This is a genomic window from Mesorhizobium sp. f-mel, assembly GCF_053850215.1.
Window position 1 is genome coordinate 65,538 of sequence record NZ_JBSPTO010000003.1, and the last position, 14,342, is coordinate 79,879.

The window sequence follows — 14,342 nt, forward strand, 5'->3', positions numbered from 1 at the left end:
GAGGCGCTTCAATGCAGCAATACATTCTGGGTCTTGATGCGGGCAACACCGTCATCAAGGCCATCATCTTCGACACGGCAGGTCGCGAACTCGCGCTTGCCGCTCGGGACGGCCACTCCTGCATGCCAAAGCCCGGCCATGTCGAGCGGGACCTCGGCGAATTGTGGCGCAACGCCGTCGAGGTCATCAGTCAGTGCCTCGATCAGTCGGGCATCGATCCCCGCGACATCGCGGTGATCGGCTGCGCCGGCCACGGCAACGGGCTCTACGCGCTGGACCGCGCCGGCGACCCGCTGCTCGGCATCCAGTCGCTCGACACCCGCGGCATCGGCATCGTGAGCGAATGGGCGGCCGCAGGCGTTGGCGACCAGACCTATGTCCACTGCCTGCAACGGCCCTGGGCGGCGCAGACGCCGACTCTGCTGGCGTGGCTCAGGCGCCATGATCCGGCGCTTTTTGCCCGAATAGGCACCGTCTTCCTGTGCAAGGATTTTGTCGTCAACCGCCTCACCGGAGCGCGCTCGACCGAGACCTCGGATATGTCGGGCTGCGGGCTTTTGCAGATGCCCGGCCGACGCTACGAGCGTGAGTTGCTGGCCGCCTACGGGCTCGACGATTGCATGGAACTGCTGCCGAACGTGCTGGAGGCCTCCGACATCGCCGGCCATATCACCCGCGATGTCGCCGCAGCCACCGGCCTTCGGGCGGGCACGCCTGTGGTGGCGGGTCTGTTCGACGTCGTCGCCAGCGCCATTGGTTCGGGCGTCACCAGCACCGGCGCCGCCTCCATCATTGCCGGCACCTGGAGCATCAACCAGGTTATCACCGAAGAGCCGATCCGCGATCCGTCGATCTTCATGCTGTCGACGTTCGATCCGGTGCGTTATCTCGCCATCGAATCGAGCGCCACTTCGGCCGCAAATCTCGAATGGATCGTCCGTGAGTTCTTCGAGCATGCGCCGCCGGCAGGCGCATCGCCATTCGAGATCTGCAGCGAGCTTGTTGCTTCCGTCGGTCCCGCGGGAGACATGCCGATCTACCACCCATTCCTTTACGGCTCGCAGCAGAATGGCAAGGCGCGTGCAGGTTTCTACGGCATCGCCGGCTGGCATACGCGGGCGCATATGCTGCGCGCACTGTTCGAGGGGGTCGTCTTCGAACACCGGCGCCATGTCGAGACGCTGCGCCGAGCGGGAGCGACCGTCAGCCAGGCGGTTCTTTCGGGCGGCGGCTCGCGCAGCGCCGTCTGGCCGCAGATATTCGCCGATGTGCTTGATGTGCCGGTGACCGTGGCGCGCAGCCGCGAGACAGGTGCGCTGGGGGCTGCCATTGCAGCCGGGACAGGCGTCGGCGTGTTTGCCGATTTTTCTGCGGGCGCCGCCGCGATGACCGCGCCCGACCGCTGCTACCAGCCCAATAGCGAGATCGCACCGGTCTATGAGCAGCGCTATCGCCTGTATGGCGAAATCAACCAGGCCATGGGTCCGCTATGGGACAGGATGGCAAGCGAACGGACGTCCAATTGACACAGACCGCTGCCGATTTTGGACAATACGACTTCATCATCGTTGGCGCAGGTTCAGCCGGCTGCGTGCTGGCCAACAGACTGTCGGCCAATCCAGCCATGCGCGTGCTGCTTCTGGAGGCCGGCGGCAGCGACCGCTATCACTGGGTCGACATTCCCATCGGCTATCTCTACTGCATGGGCAACCCGCGCACCGATTGGCTGATGAAGACCGAGCCGGAAGCCGGGCTGAACGGTCGTGCGCTCAACTATCCGCGCGGCAAGCTTCTGGGCGGCTGCTCGTCGATCAACGGCATGATCTACATGCGCGGCCAGGCGGCCGACTATGACGGCTGGCGGCAAGCCGGAAATCTTGGTTGGGGCTGGGATGACGTGCTTCCGTATTTCCGCAAGTCCGAGGACCATTTTGGTGGCGCCAACGACCTTCATGGCGCCGGTGGCGAATGGCGCGTCGAGCGCCAGCGCCTGTCCTGGCCAATCCTGGATGCCTTCCGCGATGCTGCCGAGGAACTCGGCATCCCCCGGACGGAGGATTTCAATGGCGGGACCAACGAGGGATCGGGGTACTTCGAGGTCAACCAGAGGAGGGGCGTGCGCTGGAATACTTCGAAAGCGTTCCTGCGCAGCGTGCTGCGGCGGCCGAATTTGCGCGTCGTGACCGGCGCCGAGACCGAGAAGCTAAATTTCGATGGAGCTTGCGTCACTGGTGTTATTTTCCGAATGGGCGGTCAACTGCATCGTGCGCGGGCAGGCGAGACGATACTTGCCGCTGGCGCGATCAATTCGCCGAAGCTGCTCGAGCTTTCCGGCGTCGGCCGACCTGCCGTGCTTGGCGCAGCAGGAATCCCGGTTCGCCACGCGCTGGAAGGCGTCGGCGAGAACCTGCAGGATCATCTGCAGATCCGCACAGTCTTCAAGATCGCCAATGCCTCGACGCTAAACCAGCGCTACCACAATCTGTTCAGCCGCGCGGCCATGGGCGTCGAATACGCTATTCGTCGCACCGGACCGCTGTCGATGGCGCCGAGCCAGCTTGGCATCTTCGCCAGAAGCCACCCACGCCTGGAAACGCCCGATCTCGAATACCATGTCCAGCCGTTGAGCACTGACCGGCTGGGCGAGCCGCTGCATCGCTTCCCCGCGGTCACGGTTTCGGTCTGCAACCTCAGACCGGAAAGCCGCGGCACCGTCCACATAGAGGCGCCCGATCCGCCGACTGCCCCGAAGATCCGGCCGAACTATTTGTCTACCGAGGGGGACAGGACCGTCGCCGTAGCCTCGCTTCGCCATGTCCGCCGCTTGATGAAGGCGCGCGCCGTTGCCCGTTTCGCGCCTGAGGAAATGCTGCCCGGTGCACAATATGAAAGCGACGAAGATCTCGTCCGCAAGGCCGGCGATATCGGCACTACGATTTTCCACCCGGTCGGCACCTGCAAGATGGGCACAGGCTCGATGGCGGTGGTCGACGGCCGGCTGCGGGTGCACGGCATTTCTGGCCTGCGCGTCGTCGACGCTTCGATTATGCCGACGATCGTTTCCGGCAACACCAACTCTCCAGTGGTGATGATCGCGGAGAAGGCATCGGAAATGATCTTGCAGGACGCCAGTCAGAAGAAATAATACTCGGTAGCGCATCTGAGCTGACCGCAGACCGGCAGCTATTCGCAGTCGTGCCGCCGCCCGGCAGCGCCGAGGAGTTTACTGCGGCTTTGTCGCGCAGATCGCGAAGCGATGTTGAGTGACGCGTTCGAGCGCCTTGGGCCAACTCATCTGTCGAGACTGAGCTCGATGGATCGCGCCCAGTTTCCAGTCGACGACAGGCTGCTCCAACCCGGCTTCGGCCAGCAAGCGCGCTATCTCTTCCGCCCGTGCGCCGCCCGAGAAATAGATACGAGCAAGAATGCTCTGATGGCGTCTGGCCATCGAGGCGCCGTCATTGTCCGAGACCCGGGACTTGCCGGCCGTGAGCTTCTCCCAAAGTTCCCGCAAACCCATCGCCCAGTTGCGGGTGACGAAATCGCCGTCGATGATCAGCAGCTTGCCGCCGGGCTTCAGCAGCGAGAACCATTCGGCAAAGGCCGTTTTCGGATCCACCAACGTCCAGACCAGGTGACGGGTGACGATGACATCGTAGCTCGCCCTGTCCTCGAGCGTCCGTTCAGCATCCCTCAGGATGAAGCGGATATCGGCGCCGCGTTTTTGTGCCTTGGCGCGCGCCTTGGCGAGCATGGCTTCCGACCAGTCGAGGCCTGTCACCACAAAGGCTAGATCGTGCATCAGATGCGAAATGACGCCTGTCCCACAGGCAAGATCCAGAGCCGCCCGCCCGGCGCCAGGCCCAAGGTGCCTGCTTATGAGCGCATGCCAGGCAGCGCGCTCGCGCTCGGAAAAAATCTCGTGGCCGACCTGCAGGTCGAACGTCTCGGCGCGATCGGACCAATAGTCCCGAATTTCGTCGCGCAGCGAATAGTTTGCGTGAGCCGTCATTGCCCGAAACGCTCTCCCCAAAAGCGGTACATTGGAATTGCTCTAAAAGATAATACTTGATTAGACAATTCACGTTTTCTAAGCGGGGTGGGCAAAACTGAATTGCGAGAGCACAATGATTTTGAAGTCGATATTTGCGGCCGCGGTCGCCCTCGCGGCCTTCGTGCCGCTTACCCTCGGCGCGCGCGCCGAGACCGTCACCGACATTAGTGGCCGTAAGGTCGAAGTGAAGACGCCGGTAGAGAAGGTCATCCTCGGCGAAGGCCGGCAAATCTACCTGATCGCCGCGCTCGATACCGACAACCCCTTCAAGCGAATCGTTGGCTGGCGCGAGGATTTCTCCCAGGCCGATCCCGACAATTACGCCGTCTATCTGGAAAAATTCCCCTCGATGGCCACGATCCCGACCTTCGGCGGTTTCAAGGACGGCACCTTCGACATCGAGCAGGCCATCGCGCTTCAGCCGGACGTGATGATCATGAACATCGAGTCCAAGCAGGCGACGGAGGACGCGCAATATATCGAAAAGCTCGCCGCCGTTGGCATTCCGGTGGTCTATGTCGATTTCCGCGAGCATCCCTTCACCAACACCGAGCCGAGCATGCGCCTCATCGGCAAGCTATTTGGCCAGGAAAAGCGGGCCGAGGAGTTCATCGCCTACCGCGCCGCGCAGATCGCGCGCGTCACCGAGGTGATCGCAGAGAAGGATCCAAAGCGCCCAACCGTCTTCGTCGAGCGCGCCGGGGGCTATTCCGATGACTGCTGCATGAGCTTCGGCAACGACAATTTCGGCAAGTTCGTCGATATGGCCGGCGGCCGGAATATCGCGGCGGATCTGATCCCGGGCACTTTTGGCGCGCTCAATCCCGAACAGATCATCGCGAGCGATCCCGACCAGGTGATTGTTACGGGCGGTAACTGGGAGGCCTATGTGCCGGGTGGCAAATGGGTCGGCGTCGGTCCCGGCGCGGACGAAGCGGCAGCACTGAAGAAACTCAAGGGCCTGACGGAGCGGCCCGCCCTCACCGGCATCAAGGCGGCGGAGAACGGGCGGATCCACGCTATCTGGCACCAGTTCTACAACAGCCCCTATCAGTTCGTCGCCATCCAGCAGATGGCCAAGTGGCTGCATCCCGACCTGTTCGGCGATCTGGATGCTGAGGCCACCTTCAAGGAGTTGCACGAGAAGTTCCTGCCGGTCGAATACAGGCCTGGCCATTGGGTCTCGCTCTCCGATGAGCAGTGAACCCGCTACACTATCGGCCAAGGAAGGGCGCGGCCTCTACCGCGCACTTGTTCTGCGCAAGCAGCTCATGCTCGCAGGGCTCGCCCTGGCGCTGCTCCTGAGCCTTTGCGTCGATCTTGCGCTCGGCCCTGCCAGGTACAGCCTCGACCAGGTGGTGCTCGCGCTCGTTTCTCCCGCCAGCGTGCCCCTTCAGGTGCGCGTCGTACTGTGGGAAATTCGGCTTCCCATCGCGCTGATGGCCGTGGTCGTTGGCGCAGCACTGTCGGTCGCCGGTGCACAGATGCAGACCATCCTCAATAATCCGCTCGCCAGCCCCTTCACGCTCGGCATTTCGGCGGCGGCCAGCTTCGGCGCCGCGCTCGCGCTCGCCTTCGGCGTCGCGCTCATCCCCGCCGCGATCGAATATGTCGTGCCGCTCAACGCCTTCGTAGTGGCGATGCTGACCGCGCTCGTCATCCACCTGCTGAGTCTCAAGCGCGGCGTGACGGTCGAAACCATCGTGCTTCTCGGCATCGCGCTCGTATTCACCTTTAATGCGCTACTGTCGCTCGTCGCGTATCTTTCCTCGGAGCAGGCGCTCGCCGCGGTCGTGTTCTGGACGATGGGAAGCCTCACCAAGGCCACCTGGCCCAAGCTCATCGTCACCAGCCTCATCCTTCTCGCAACGCTGCCGATATTCGCGCGCCGCGCCTGGGCGCTGACGGCGTTGCGGCTAGGCGAAGACAAGGCCGCGAGCTTTGGGGTCAAGGTCGCACGCCTGAGGCTCGAAACCATGATGATGGTGAGCCTGCTTGCTGCCATTCCCGTCGCCTTCGTCGGCACCATCGGCTTCATCGGGCTCGTCGGTCCGCACATCGCCCGCATGCTGATCGGGGAAGATCAACGCTTCTTCCTGCCTGCTTCAGCGCTTGCTGGCGCCCTCATCCTTTCGGCAAGTTCGGTTGCCAGCAAGTCGCTCATTCCAGGCACGATCTTCCCGATCGGCATCGTCACCTCGCTTATCGGCATTCCCTTCTTCATCTCGCTGATCCTCTCGAATGTGAGGCGCTCATGGTAACGATCAGGCTCGATGGTCTCGGAGCCTTCCACGGGACGCGGCTCGTCCTTTCGGACGTTTCAACTCCCATTTTCCGAGGTGGCGAGGTAGTCGCCGTTATCGGGCCCAACGCAGCGGGCAAGTCAACGCTGTTCAAGCGCATCGCAGGACTCTTGAAAGGCCCGGGGCGCGTCTGCCTCGAGGGAGCGGCGAAGGGACCGGACGGCATCTGCTACATGCCGCAGGATACGGCAGCCAACGCGGTGCTGACCGTCTATGAATCGATCCTGCTCGCCCGCAAGCAGGGCTCTGCCTGGTCGGTTAGCGATGGCGACCTCGCACTCATAGACGGCATCCTGGCCGCGCTCAGCATCTCGGATCTTGCCTTTCGCAATGTCGGAGAATTGAGCGGGGGGCAAAGGCAGGTGGTGAGCATCGCCCAGACCCTCGCCCGCGAACCTGAAATCCTGCTCATGGACGAGCCGACGTCCGCGCTTGACTTGCACCGGCAGGTCGAGGTGCTGAGCTTTATGCGCGGGCTTGCGCGCAAGCACGGGATTGCGGTGCTGATCGCAATTCACGACCTCAATCAGGCCCTGCGCTTCGCTGACAAATGCATCGTCATTGCAGACGGCCGGATGATCGCCTGCGGCACGCCGGAAGATGTTGTCACCCCGGCGCTTTTGCGTGACGTGTACCGCGTCGAGGCGCGGATCGAGCGCTGCTCGCGGGGCATCGGTCATGTGATGGTGGATGGCGTCGCGGACGAGACGGCAGCGGCTGCGTCGATAGCAGCTTAAGCATCTGTGGTCGAAAGCCAAAACCTAGAAGATAGATCGAAAATTCTGCGTAAATGTTTGAATTAAAAACATTTGCTATCGCCCTGGCGGCTACTTGGGCGACGAATGGAGGCGTTCACTCTCGACCGCCGCACGTCCTCGACGAGCCGCTGTTGTACGAGACACCTTGGGTAGACAGAGGTCGTGAAAACGCGCGATAAGGTTAGCCTGCGCTAGATCTAGAGATGGCCGGGGCACCAGAAGATGGCACGCCGAATGTGCAACGTAATGCTTGGCTTCGCGGCGCTTGCCATAACCGCGTGCCAATCGGCTCCTGAAGCGCCGCAGCCCACTCCCGAACCTGCATTAGAACTGGGTACCATTCCCGCCCAAACTGCCTCGGATCCTGCGGCTGTTCCCTCCGGCTCAGCAATTATGCATCAATCCGTGGCGGTCACTCCGCCTGACAAGGCCGTTCCGACAAAGTATGCTGTTTTTTCGGGTCTATGGGCCGGACGATTGGATGGGATGTATGACGCCATACTTGCTGTTCAGACGATTTCTTCCAATGGGAAGGTGACGGTTACCTATGCGTGGGGAACCCTGGGCGACAACCATCCGGGAGAGGCGGCCGGCGCTGGAAGAATTGTGGGGACTACGTTGAAGCTTGAGCGTCTACCGAATGGCGCAGACGTCAGTTTTGTCATGCGGCCCGACAGAACCCTGGCCGGAACCGTTAGGCTTGCCGGCCAGACCTACACGGGCGCGTTCCTCAAGCAATGATCAATGACGTGTCTGAATGCTATATAGGGCCAGGCGACTGTTCCATATTGCAGCCTATTGTCACCGGGGTTGGAGGCCTGCAGGCCGTGACCAGCGGCTACAATGGTTGCCGGGGCATCGGCTGCATGGGCGATGACCGGATACGGCTGTCGACAATACTCCCCAGTTCGACAAGGAGGGTGAACCCAACTTTGACGAGCACGGCAGCTACCAGGATTGTCATGGCGCCGGCTGCATCGTCGACGGCCCGGAGATGATGAACAATTTCTGATGGATCGTCTGCGTCAGACACTCTCGGACAAGTTTTAGTCGGTCGCGCTCATCCGCAGCGCCGAAAGGTGCGGCTGGCTTTTTGCGTCTGAAATAAAGGCTTGAGACGAAAATTAGCGGCTTTGCGGCGTGTTCTCGCTGACGACAAATCAGCCCGCGTCCTTGTTCCAGAGGCGCGGACTCCTGAGAGATGCCTGCAGGCGGTTGGGTTTATTCGACGCGGGCTTGATCGCCAGTCTACCCGCTATTTGCGCTGACCGCATCATCAAGCACCTTTGTGCGGGGCTGTATGCGCGCGCCAGCAGGCGCGAACACCGAAATCGCCTTCGGGTGGACCTTGAAATGCGCCGGGGTCGAGGTGACGATCTCCCCATCAGTGTTCACCGGCATCGGCCTTTTCGTCTCGATGTCAAACTCGACGCATCTCGCCGTGCGAACCTCGCTCCAGGCGCCATGCGTGCCTGAGCGGAACGAGCGCAGCATAAGCGCCATTTTCCAGAGGTTCGTCATTTCCAGGCTGTACAGGTCGAGATGACCGTCATCGATCTGCGCCGTCTCCTCGACGATGTTGCCGCCGCCATAGTGGCGGCCGTTGCCGACTGCAATCTGGTAGGTCTTGACTTCGGTCGCTACGCCCTTTTCGGTAATCCTTGCTTCGAAGAGGCGGGCCTTGGTCAACACTTTCATGGCCGCCAAGGCATAGCCAAACCTGCCGAAACGCTTCTTCAGCGCCGGATCGAGACCCTGCGCAAGGTCGGTGCTGAGGCCGATGCTCGCAACGTTGAAGAAAGCGTGACCATTGACGGTTCCGATGTCGATCAGACGTCGTCCGCCCTCTACGATCACGTCGGCCGCCTTCCCCAAATCCAACGGTATTTCGAGGGTGCGCGCCAGATCGTTCGCCGTCCCCATCGGAATGATACCCATCGGCAGCCGGCTTTCCATAACCGCGACCGCCGCCGAGGACACCGAGCCATCGCCACCGCACACGATCACAAGATCGGCCCTATGGCGAAGGCGTACGATATCGCGTGCAATCTCGGGCAGCGCCTCAAACGTCTCGACGCTGACGCGGAGCCCACCGGCCTCCAGCCGTTCGACGACCGGTGCAATAGATTCCTGCCCGCGTCGTGCCTTTGGATTAACGAGCAGGAGCGCGCGTCTGGTCGTGATGTCGTTCATGCGGCGTAGATAGGGTGCTTGCCTGCGGATTGCGACGTCAACAGGCACGCCTGGGAAGGCGCCAGAGTTGAATTTTCGTAACAGCCCGAATTGCTGGTTGTCACATCCGATGAGGAATCTGCACAGTTGGGGACGCTGTCGCCCGCTTCCGCTGCGGCTAACTTGGCCGAACTTGACGCTCAAACGTCTTTGTGAGTCGACTTCTCGATGTCGACTGTCGATGATCCGAAATTTCGGCCTCATGCTCGTTCAGAGCGGCTTCCGGATCCATTTTGCCAGGACGCCAACGATGCCCTCCCGGAACGACAGGACCGCGACAACGAAGATGATGCCCTGGCCGATGGTGACCCAGTCGCCGAATGTCGCGAGGTAGTTCTGCATCGTGACGATGACTGCCGCGCCGACGATCGGTCCGAACACCGTGCCCATGCCGCCCAAGAGCGTCATCAGCACGACCTCGCCGGACATGGTCCAGTAGACGTCGGTAAGCGACGCCAATTGGAACACGATTGCTTTGGTTGCACCGGCGACGCCGGCGAGCGTGGCCGACAGCACGAATACGGCAAGCTTGTAGCGGTTGACCCGATAGCCCAGCGAGATCGCGCGGGGCTCGTTCTCGCGGATCGCCTTCAACACCTGTCCAAACGGCGAATGGATAATCCGGTAGATCAGCAATATGCCGGCGAAGAAGACGGCGAGCACGAAGAAATAGAGGACTTCGCTCGAGCGCAGGTCGATCAGCCCGAACAGATGGCCGCGCGGCACGGCCTGGATGCCGTCCTCGCCGCCGGTAAACGCCGCCTGCAGCGAGAAGAAATAGATCATCTGCGCAAAAGCCAGTGTCACCATGGCGAAATAGATGCCGTGGCGGCGAATGGCGAGGGAACCGATGGCGAGACCGAGCACGGCTGCCACCAGCGTGCCCGCGATAATGGCAAGTTCAGGCGTCAGACCCCACACCTTTGCCGCATGGGCCGAGACATAGCTTGCCATGCCGAAATAGGCTGCGTGGCCGAAGGACAGGAGGCCACCAAAGCCGAGCAACAGGTTGAAGGCGCAGGCAAACAGCGCGAAGCACAGCACCTTCATGACAAAGATCGGATAGAGCAGAAATGGCGCGGCGATGAGGAAGGCGAAAAGCGCGGCGAAGATCGCAAGGTGGTGACGGGGCATGCCCGCGGCGCCAACGGACGTGATGGTCGCCATAGCGATCGGGTTGGTGTCGGTTGCCATCACACACTCCGCCCAAACAGACCGGCGGGTTTGACGAGCAGCACGAGCGCCATAATGACAAAGATCACCACGGCCGAGCCTTCCGGATAGAACACGCGGGTCAGGCCCTCGATCAACCCAAGCCCAAAGCCGGTGAGGATCGAGCCCAGGATTGAGCCCATGCCGCCGATGACGACGACGGCGAAGACGACAATGATCAGGTCTGCCCCCATGTTCGGATTGACTGCGTATATCGGCGCGGCGAGCACGCCGGCGAAACCCGCGAGTGCGACGCCGAAGCCATATGTGAGCGTGACCAGCAGCGGCACGTTGATGCCGAACGCGCCGACCATCGTCGGGTTCTCGGTCGCTGCCCTTAGATAGGCGCCAAGCCGGGTCTTTTCGATGATGAACCAGGTCGCGAGGCACACGATCAGGGAAGCCACAATCACCCAGGCGCGCGAATTGGGCAGGTACATGAAACCGAGATTATGCCCGCCGGTCAAAAGCGGCGGCGGCGGGTAAGGCAGGCCAGATACGCCGAAAAACTGGCGGAAGAAGCCGACGATTATCAGCGCCAGGCCGAAAGTGAGAAGCAGGCCGTAGAGATGGTCTAGGTGATAGAGCCGTCGGATCAGCACGCGCTCGAGCACGATCCCGGTGACGCCGACGATCGGCGGAACGATGTACACAGCCCACCAGTAACCGACGCCGAGATAGTTGAGCAGCATCCAAGCGCCGAAGGCGCCCAGCATGTATTGCGCGCCATGCGTGAAATTGATGATGTTCAAGAGACCGAAGATGACCGCCAGCCCGAGGCTCAGAACCGCGTAGAAGGACCCATTGATCAGCCCGAGCAGCAACTGGCCGAACAGGACCTGCGGCGGAATTCCAAGCAGTTCGAACATGGTCGCTCCAGCTGACTTGTCGACGAGACGACGCGCCGAGCGGTTCGGCGCGTCGTTGGCGAGGGCTCGCTTATTTAACGAGCGAACAGCCGCCTTCGGCGAGCGGGCGGAACGCCTTGTCGGCCGGAATGGTGGCCACCGTCTCGAAATAGTCCCATGGCCCCTTCGACTGGTCCGGCTTCTTGACGCGGAACAGATACATGTCGTGCAGCTTGCGCCCGTCGGCGCGGATCGTACCCTTGCCGAACAGCGGATCGTCGGTCGGCATTTCTTTCATCTTGGCCATCACCTTGGCCGCATCCTTGTCACCAACGGCCTCGACGGCTTTAAGGTAATGCAGGACCGAAGCGTAGACTCCCGCCTCGATCATCGAAGGCTTTTGTCCGGCATTCCGCTCCTGGAAGCGGGCAGAGAATGCCCGCGTTTGATCGTCCTTGTCCCAGTAGAACGCGCTGGTGAGCACGAGGCCTTGCGCCACGTCGAGGCCAAGCGCATGCACGTCATTGATGAACATCAGCAGGGCGGCGAGCGCCTGGCCACCCTGCGTGATGCCGAATTCCGACGCCTGCTTGACCGCGTTGATCGTGTCGCCGCCGGCATTTGCGAGGCCGACGACCTTGGCACCCGACCCTTGCGCCTGCAGCAGGAAGGACGAGAAGTCCTGGCCGGGGAAAGGATGACGGACAGCGCCGAGAACCTTGCCGCCCGATGCTTCGACGACCGCCGACGTATCGCGCTCGAGCGCGTGGCCGAAGGCGTAGTCTGCCGTGACGAAGAACCAGCTATCGCCGCCTTCTGCGACCATGGCCGAGCCCGTGCCGTTGGCAAGCGCCCAGGTGTCGTAGGTCCAGTGGACGGTGTTGGGCGAACATGCTTTGCCGGTGAGGTCGGACGAGGCCGGACCCGAGGCGAGGAAGATCTTGTTCTTCTCCTTGGTGATCTCGTTGACGGCGAGCGCCACCGACGAGGTTGGCACGTCGGCGATTACATCGACATTTTCAGTGTCGTACCACTGGCGGGCGATGTTCGAGCCGACGTCCGGCTTGTTCTGGTGGTCGGCGGAGACGATCGACACGTTGATGCCCTTGTCCGCCGCCTTGAAGTCTTCCGCCGCCATCTGGGCCGCGATGACCGAACCTTCACCGGCGATGTCTGCATAGATGCCGGAACGGTCATTCAGAACGCCGATCTTGACATCCGTGGCGTGGGCCGTGCCGGCCATCAGCAGGCTCGTCAGCGAAGCCAGAATAAACCCCATTTTTTTCATCGCTACTCTCCTCCGATTGCGGCGCAACGCGCCGTTGATGATTGCCTCAGACACCGAGATAGGCGTGCAGTTTGTCGATGTTGGCGTCGAGTTCGTCGTTGGGAATCGTGTCGATCACGCGCCCCTGTTCGACCACGTAGTGACGGTCCGCGACCGACGCGGCGAAATGAAAATTCTGTTCAACGAGCACGATCGTGAATCCCTCGTCCTTGAGCCGGGCAATGGTGCGGCCGATCTGCTGCACGATGACGGGCGCAAGCCCTTCGGTCGGCTCATCGAGCAGCAAAAGCTTCGCGCCCGTCCGCAAGATCCGGCCGATGGCGAGCATCTGCTGTTCGCCGCCCGAAAGCTTGGTGCCTTGGCTCGAAAGCCGCTCCTTCAGGTTCGGGAAAAGCTCGAAAATCTGCTCGACGCTGAGCCCACCGGGGCGCACCTGCGGCGGCAGCAACAAATTCTCCTCGACCGAAAGGCTGGAAAAGATCGCGCGTTCCTCTGGACAGTAGGCGATGCCCATCTGTGCGATCAACCGCGACGGCAGCTTGATCGTCTCGCGGCCATCATAGGTGACCGAGCCCGAGCGCCTGGAAAGGATGCCCATGACTGCCTTCAGCGTGGTCGTCTTGCCGGCGCCGTTGCGGCCGAGCAGCGTCACCACTTCGCCTTCGCCAATCTCGAAACTCACGCCGTGAAGCACATGGCTTTCGCCGTACCAGCCCTGCAGGCCATCGACGCGCAGCAGCGGTCTCGCCGAGGGGGCAGGAGCCGGCCTGTTCGTCAGTTCAACTTCAACCATGTCCGGCCCCGATATAGGCTTCGATAACGCGCGGATCTTTGGAAACCGCGGCATAGTCGCCTTCGGCGAGGACCTTGCCGCGCGCGAGCACGGTGATGCGGTTCGACAGCGAGGCTACGACCGAAAGATTATGCTCAACCATCAAAATGGTGCGGTTCTTGGAGATGCGCCGGATCAGCGCCGAGATGCGCTCGATGTCTTCTTGCGCCATGCCGGCCATAGGCTCGTCGAGGAGCAGCATTTCAGGGTTCAGCGCCAGCGTCGTCGCGATCTCAAGCGCGCGTTTGCGGCCGTAGGAGAGATCGCTGGCGCGGATATCTGAAAACTCGGTCAGGCCGACATCGGCGAGAAGAGCCGCACCTTCGCTATTGAGCTTGGAGAGCACTTTCTCGGAACGCCAGAAATCGAAACTGTCGCCGCGCCGGCGCTGCAGCGCGATGCGGACATTCTCGAGTGCCGTCATGTGCGGAAACACCGCCGATATCTGGAAGGAGCGCACAAGGCCCAGCCGCGCAATGTCGGCCGGCTGCATCCTGGTGATGTCGCGGCCTTGGTAACGGATCGCGCCGCGCGTCGGCTGGAGAAATTTGGTCAGCAAGTTGAAGAGGGTCGTCTTGCCTGCGCCGTTGGGCCCGATCAGCGCGTGGATCGATCCTCGCTCGACTGTCAGGTTGACATTGCTGACAGCGACGAAACCCCCAAATTCCTTAGTCAATCCCGCTGCTTCGAGGATCGCTCCGGAATTCATGCGCGGGAGCCTTCGCCGGACATTGGCGTGAAAACGTGGAACCGCGCTGCGAGGCTATCCGCCCCCAGGGTGACTTCCATGGTTTCCTCCCGTGGCACTCCCGCCC

At 61.8% G+C, this 14,342-nt stretch carries 13 protein-coding genes; 6 read left to right on the plus strand and 7 right to left on the minus strand.

Translation table 11 applies throughout. From position 1 onward, the window contains the following. Window positions 1–11: 11 nt before the first annotated feature. The gene (locus ACWUKX_RS06495) at window positions 12–1,526 is read left to right on the plus strand and encodes an FGGY-family carbohydrate kinase (RefSeq protein WP_456005028.1); all 1,515 of its coding nucleotides are present in this window, start codon (window positions 12–14) and stop codon (window positions 1,524–1,526) included. Beyond that, window positions 1,490–3,145, plus strand: a complete 1,656-nt coding sequence (locus ACWUKX_RS06500; RefSeq protein WP_456005031.1) for a GMC family oxidoreductase — start codon at window positions 1,490–1,492, stop codon at window positions 3,143–3,145. Before ACWUKX_RS06495 ends, ACWUKX_RS06500 begins: the two co-directional genes overlap by 37 nt. Before the next feature lie 78 nt (window positions 3,146–3,223). On the opposite strand, the gene ACWUKX_RS06505 is transcribed toward ACWUKX_RS06500, so the two are convergent. Then, window positions 3,224–4,012 carry a class I SAM-dependent methyltransferase gene (locus ACWUKX_RS06505; protein ID WP_456005033.1) on the minus strand — a complete coding sequence of 263 codons (789 nt, stop codon included), beginning with the start codon at window positions 4,010–4,012 and terminating at the stop codon, window positions 3,224–3,226. A gap of 115 nt (window positions 4,013–4,127) precedes the next feature. Between ACWUKX_RS06505 and ACWUKX_RS06510 the strand changes: the two genes are divergently transcribed. The 4 genes from ACWUKX_RS06510 (at window position 4,128) to ACWUKX_RS06525 (ending at window position 7,856) form a co-directional block, all read left to right on the plus strand. Beyond that, the gene (locus ACWUKX_RS06510; RefSeq protein ID WP_456005035.1) at window positions 4,128–5,258 is read left to right on the plus strand and encodes an ABC transporter substrate-binding protein; all 1,131 of its coding nucleotides are present in this window, start codon (window positions 4,128–4,130) and stop codon (window positions 5,256–5,258) included. Beyond that, window positions 5,248–6,315: a FecCD family ABC transporter permease gene (locus tag ACWUKX_RS06515; RefSeq protein ID WP_456005037.1), complete on the plus strand. Its 1,068-nt coding sequence runs from the start codon at window positions 5,248–5,250 to the stop codon at window positions 6,313–6,315. Before ACWUKX_RS06510 ends, ACWUKX_RS06515 begins: the two co-directional genes overlap by 11 nt. Continuing rightward, the gene (locus ACWUKX_RS06520) at window positions 6,309–7,094 is read left to right on the plus strand and encodes an ABC transporter ATP-binding protein (RefSeq protein ID WP_065007900.1); all 786 of its coding nucleotides are present in this window, start codon (window positions 6,309–6,311) and stop codon (window positions 7,092–7,094) included. The genes ACWUKX_RS06515 and ACWUKX_RS06520 overlap by 7 nt, the downstream gene beginning before the upstream one ends. A gap of 255 nt (window positions 7,095–7,349) precedes the next feature. Then, complete coding sequence (locus tag ACWUKX_RS06525; protein ID WP_456005039.1) at window positions 7,350–7,856, plus strand: hypothetical protein; 507 nt, start codon at window positions 7,350–7,352, stop codon at window positions 7,854–7,856. Window positions 7,857–8,363: 507 nt separating this feature from the next. Here the strand turns inward: ACWUKX_RS06525 and ACWUKX_RS06530 are convergent. From ACWUKX_RS06530 to ACWUKX_RS06555, 6 genes are all read right to left on the minus strand, one after another. Next, a complete protein-coding gene (locus tag ACWUKX_RS06530; RefSeq protein ID WP_456005408.1) occupies window positions 8,364–9,308 on the minus strand; it encodes a lipid kinase in 945 nt (314 codons plus the stop codon). 249 nt (window positions 9,309–9,557) lie between these two features. After that, on the minus strand, window positions 9,558–10,481 hold the full coding sequence (locus tag ACWUKX_RS06535; protein WP_456005410.1) for a branched-chain amino acid ABC transporter permease: 924 nt from the start codon (window positions 10,479–10,481) through the stop codon (window positions 9,558–9,560). Window positions 10,482–10,540: 59 nt separating this feature from the next. Then, the gene (locus ACWUKX_RS06540; protein WP_456005042.1) at window positions 10,541–11,428 is read right to left on the minus strand and encodes a branched-chain amino acid ABC transporter permease; all 888 of its coding nucleotides are present in this window, start codon (window positions 11,426–11,428) and stop codon (window positions 10,541–10,543) included. Window positions 11,429–11,498: 70 nt separating this feature from the next. Continuing rightward, window positions 11,499–12,686 carry an ABC transporter substrate-binding protein gene (locus ACWUKX_RS06545; protein WP_240992870.1) on the minus strand — a complete coding sequence of 396 codons (1,188 nt, stop codon included), beginning with the start codon at window positions 12,684–12,686 and terminating at the stop codon, window positions 11,499–11,501. Between the two features lie 55 nt (window positions 12,687–12,741). Next, a complete protein-coding gene (locus tag ACWUKX_RS06550) occupies window positions 12,742–13,488 on the minus strand; it encodes an ABC transporter ATP-binding protein (RefSeq protein WP_456005045.1) in 747 nt (248 codons plus the stop codon). After that, window positions 13,481–14,236 carry an ABC transporter ATP-binding protein gene (locus ACWUKX_RS06555; RefSeq protein ID WP_095519873.1) on the minus strand — a complete coding sequence of 252 codons (756 nt, stop codon included), beginning with the start codon at window positions 14,234–14,236 and terminating at the stop codon, window positions 13,481–13,483. The genes ACWUKX_RS06550 and ACWUKX_RS06555 overlap by 8 nt, the downstream gene beginning before the upstream one ends. Window positions 14,237–14,342: the final 106 nt, after the last annotated feature.